The 4,309-nt window shown below is 69.1% G+C and carries 3 protein-coding genes; all 3 read right to left on the bottom strand.

Translation table 11 applies throughout. The features are described from left to right. On the bottom strand, window positions 1–1,312 hold a 1,312-nt coding region (locus VGH68_RS10305; RefSeq protein ID WP_331603496.1), incomplete at its 3' end, for an Hsp70 family protein. Then, the gene (locus VGH68_RS10300; protein ID WP_331603495.1) at window positions 1,309–3,156 is read right to left on the bottom strand and encodes an Hsp70 family protein; all 1,848 of its coding nucleotides are present in this window, start codon (window positions 3,154–3,156) and stop codon (window positions 1,309–1,311) included. The genes VGH68_RS10300 and VGH68_RS10305, both read right to left, overlap by 4 nt. Then, a complete protein-coding gene (locus VGH68_RS10295) occupies window positions 3,153–3,740 on the bottom strand; it encodes a DUF2760 domain-containing protein (RefSeq protein WP_331603493.1) in 588 nt (195 codons plus the stop codon). The genes VGH68_RS10300 and VGH68_RS10295 overlap by 4 nt, the downstream gene beginning before the upstream one ends. Window positions 3,741–4,309 lie beyond the last annotated feature (569 nt).

Raw genomic sequence — 4,309 nt, 5'->3', positions numbered from 1 at the left:
GCGCGGCTTCGCTGCTGAGCGCACCACTCTCGGCGCCTGACTCAGTACCGAGCGCTTTGCGTGACTGCGCGGCAAACCGGTCCAGAAACGCCGCGATATGCCGGGTGACCGCCGCATCGGTTGCATAAGGCAGGCCGAATTCGACGATGGCGCCGCGCGGCCGCCCCGGCCGTTCATGCGCGGCAACCTTCGGAAAGAACCCATCGACGATGATCTTCTCGACCTCATCGCGCGTGAGCTGAGCGGTGCGCGCGCCGCCGACCAGCTTCGAACCCGCGCCGAGCAGCGTCACTGGCGCCGATTCCGGCGCCTGCTCGCCGAGCAGTTGTTCCTTGACCGCGCGGCAGCGCTCAACGAGCTGCGACAGGCTCGCCGCCGACAGCCGTTGCGGCGCTGGCGTAGCGTTGCCGGCGCCACCCTCACTTGCGGCGCCACCCGGCAAGCGCGCCTCCACCAGATGCGCGAGCGCGAGGTCCATGTTGTCGCCGCCGAGCATCAGATGATTGCCGACGCCGATGCGCGTCAAGCGCGGCTCGCCGTCGTTGCCGAGCGCGACTTCGATCAGCGTGAGATCGGTCGTGCCGCCGCCGACGTCGCAGATCAGCACGAGGCGCGTATCCGCGAGTTCGTCGGCGAGGCCCTCGCGATGATGAAACAGCCAGTCGTAGAACGCCGCCTGCGGCTCCTCGAGCAGCCGCAGCGACGGCAGCCCGGCGAGCCGCGCCGCTTCGACGGTCAACGCGCGCGCGCCTTCGTCGAACGACGCAGGCACGGTCAGCACGACATCCTGCTGTTCGAGCGGCGCATCGGCAAAGTGCTGGTTCCATGCGGCGCGCACGTGCGCGAGGTAGCTCGCGCTCGCCTCGACCGGCGATACCTTGCGGACTTCGTCGGGCGCGCCCCAAGGCAGGATCGGCGCGACCCGATCGACCGACGCATGCGACAGCCAGCTCTTCGCGCTCGCAACGAGCCGGCCCGGCACCTGCGCACCGAGCACGCGCGCGAGCCGGCCGAGCACGACCGGAGGCGCCGCTTCTTTCGCCGCTTCTTTCGCCGCATCTTTCGCCGCACCGGCGCCGGTGCGACGCATCGCCGAACTCCACGGCAACTGCAGATCGGCCGCGCTCAATTCACCGTCAGCCGCGTGATAGCGCACCGACGGCAGCAACGGCCGCGCGGCGACCTCGCCGGGGCTCACGAGCTGCTCGATCTCGAAGACGCGGATCGTTGGCGATCCGCGTTCCGCGTAAGCCAGCACCGTGTTGCTGGTGCCGAGATCGATGCCGATGCTGTACCGCTTCATCTCACTCATCCATGCGCGTTGCCGCGTACGTCGAATTCGACCTTCCAGCGTTCATCCGAGCCGCGCGGGATCGCTTCGAGTTCGAGCGTGCCCGCCTCGGTCACGCGCGCATGCAGCTTGACGGGCACCACTTCGCCGGCGGTGCGGCCCGCCGCGGGCAGCGTCGCCTCGATTTCTTCGAGCTCCTGCAGTTCCTCGGGGCCCCAGAAGTCGAGCAGCGTGCCGACCTGATCCTGACGACGCACCGACGAGCCGAAGAAACGGAAATGCACCGGCTCGCCGACCACCAGGCCGAATTCCTGCGCGGGCAATTCGGCGTCGGTGCCTTCCTCCATCCCGAACGGCGCGACGCACAGCGCCTGCACCGGCGGTTCGAGCCCGGGCACCGCCGGCATCGCCGATTCGATCGCGATGTAGTACGCGCGCGCGGTACCGCCGCGAATCCGTACACCACGGCCGCGCCGCACGTAGCCGTAGTAGGCCGCGCCGCGCGCGACCGCCAGATCGAGATCCGCGCCGCCGAGCAGGCGCGCGGGCGCCGCGCCCTCGGCCGCGAGCCATTGGTTCAGCGTGCCCATGGTCCGCTCGACTAGCAGTGCCGACTTGAACACACCGCCGTTGAACAGCACGGCGGTCGGATGCAGAAAGCTCGCCCCTTCCTTCACGTGTTCGCGCAGTCCTTCGAGTTCGGCCAGCGCGCCGACCTGACGGCCGAGAAACGCCGCCAGATGGCGCGTGATGCCCGCGTCCTGCGCATACGGCAGGCCGAGCTGCGTGAGACCGACACGCGCGCGGCTGACCGGCCGCGCGGCGCTATCCACCTGCGGGAAAAAGCCTTCGAGGATCGTCTGCGTGAGTTCGACGCGCGTGAGTTCGGTGCGGATCGAGCCGCCGATCAGCTTCGAGCCGCGGCTCGGCACGACGAGCGGCACGGTGTCGGTGGCGGGGTCGCTCAGCAGCGTTTCCTTCGCCGATCGACATGCGTAGGTGAGGGCGCGCAACTGCCACGCGTCGGCCTGGGTGCCTTGCGCGGCCAGCTTGCGCGCGACCACGTGCGCGAGCGCGAGGTCCATGTTGTCGCCGCCGAGCAGAATGTGTTCGCCGACCGCGATGCGATGCAGTTCCAGATTGCCGTCGCGCTCGATCACCGCGATCAGCGACAGGTCGGTGGTGCCGCCGCCGACGTCGACGACCAGGATGATGTCGCCGACCTGCACCTGTTTGCGCCACTGGCCGCCGCTTTTCTCGATCCAGCTATAGAGCGCCGCCTGCGGCTCTTCGAGCAGCGTCATGCGAGTGAAGCCTGCCGCGTTGGCCGCTTCGGCGGTCAGCTCGCGCGCGGCCGGATCGAACGACGCGGGGATCGTCACCGTCACGTCCTGGTCGGCGAACGGCGCGTCCGGATGCGCGTGGTCCCATGCTTCGCGCAAATGCGTCAGATAGCGCACCGAGCTTTCCAGCGGCGACACGCGCGCCACTTCTGGTGGCGCATCGTTCGGCAGGATCGCCGCGCGGCGATCGACGCCCGGATGGCACAGCCAGCTTTTCGCGCTCGATACCAGCCGGATCGGCGTGCCCGCGCCGCGGCTGCGCGCAAACTCGCCGACCGCGAAGTCACGCTGGCCGGTCCACGGCAGGTGGAGGTCGCCCGCCGCGAGTTCGTCGGGATGCGGCAGGTACAGGAACGACGGCAGCAGCGACAACGTGTCGATCGCGCCAGGGCCCGTGAGCTGCGCGATCGGCAGTACCTGCTGCGCGGTGTTTTCGCCGTCGCTCGCGTGCGTGTCCACGTAGGACAGCGCGCAGTGTGTCGTGCCGAGGTCGATGCCGATCGAATAGCGTGCGTCGCTCATAGTTCCACCTCCGCGGGGGCGACGATTTGCGCGTTATGGCCGTCCGCGAGCTTCGGCAGACGCACGTCGTCGACGCGCCAGCCGCGATGGCTGAGGCTGCCGCTAAACGGCGCGCTGCCGACCACGTTGCCGGTCAGGCGGATCGCGCTCGCGTCGAAGCCCTCGGCGAGCGTGACGCGGCTGCCTTCGGCCTCGTCGCGCACCGGGCGGATCGTGAAGTGCTCGCGCAGGGTCGCGCGGCAGCCTTCGTGGACGAGGCGCGCGGCGGCGCCGATGTCGGCGTCGCTATAGCTCTTGATGTCTTCCTCGACGAAATCGATGAAGCGCGCGTCGCGTTGCAGCAGGCCGAGCAGTTGCAGCGCGGCGTCGGGGCTCGCTTCTTTCAGTACCGGCGTGGGTTGCGGCTTCGGCTGCGGGACGGGAGCCGAAGTGGCTGCCGGCGCCGGGGCTGGCGGCGCGCCGATTTTTTCGCCGTTACGCAGCCGCAGCACATCGGCGGCGAACTCGGCATTGCCGAGAATGCTGAAAAAGCTGCCGACCGCCAGTGAAATCCGACGGACGAAGGATGGGTTCGAATCGCTCATAAAGGCTCCTGATTTGCTCTGTCAAAGGACGAGCTGTCCTTGCCGCGCGCGGGCGCCGAGCGCTGAACGCTCGGCGGCGGGTCTGCATGGGCCGCGCTGTCGTGGACCGGCATGCCGCCGGGAACGCTCGCGTTGGCCGTGGCGCTGGGCGGCGAGCCGCCTGGCTCTGACGCGGGCGAGCAGCGCTCGACCAACCGGTTCGGCCGCGCATCCGGCGCGCGCAAAACCTGTATTTTGCCTTGCGGCGCACCCCTACGCGGGCAAAGCCGGCAATTCTAGCGGGCAATGGGGTGGGATTGGCGGGAGTGGGGGACGGACGAAGCGGCGCGGACGGACCCGAGCCGCGCGATGGAGCTAATACGGGGTAGCCGCGCGATGAAGGCTGCCTCGTTGGAAACGTTGTGGACGGTGGCGGTGACGTGTCATGCAGGCGGTGCCGGCTGCCGTCATGGCAGCCGGCGAGGGGTGTCAGGCCAACCTCGGGGTCGGCGAATTTACGACTTCTTCGTATCCTTCGTATCCTTCGACTTCGGTGCCGGTGCGGACCGTGCCGGCCCGGCCGCATGCAT

This window comes from Paraburkholderia sp., from assembly GCF_036488505.1.
Lineage (GTDB): Bacteria > Pseudomonadota > Gammaproteobacteria > Burkholderiales > Burkholderiaceae > Paraburkholderia.
Note: the sequence above shows the minus strand (reverse complement) of the source record. Positions and strands in the feature narration are given on the sequence as shown.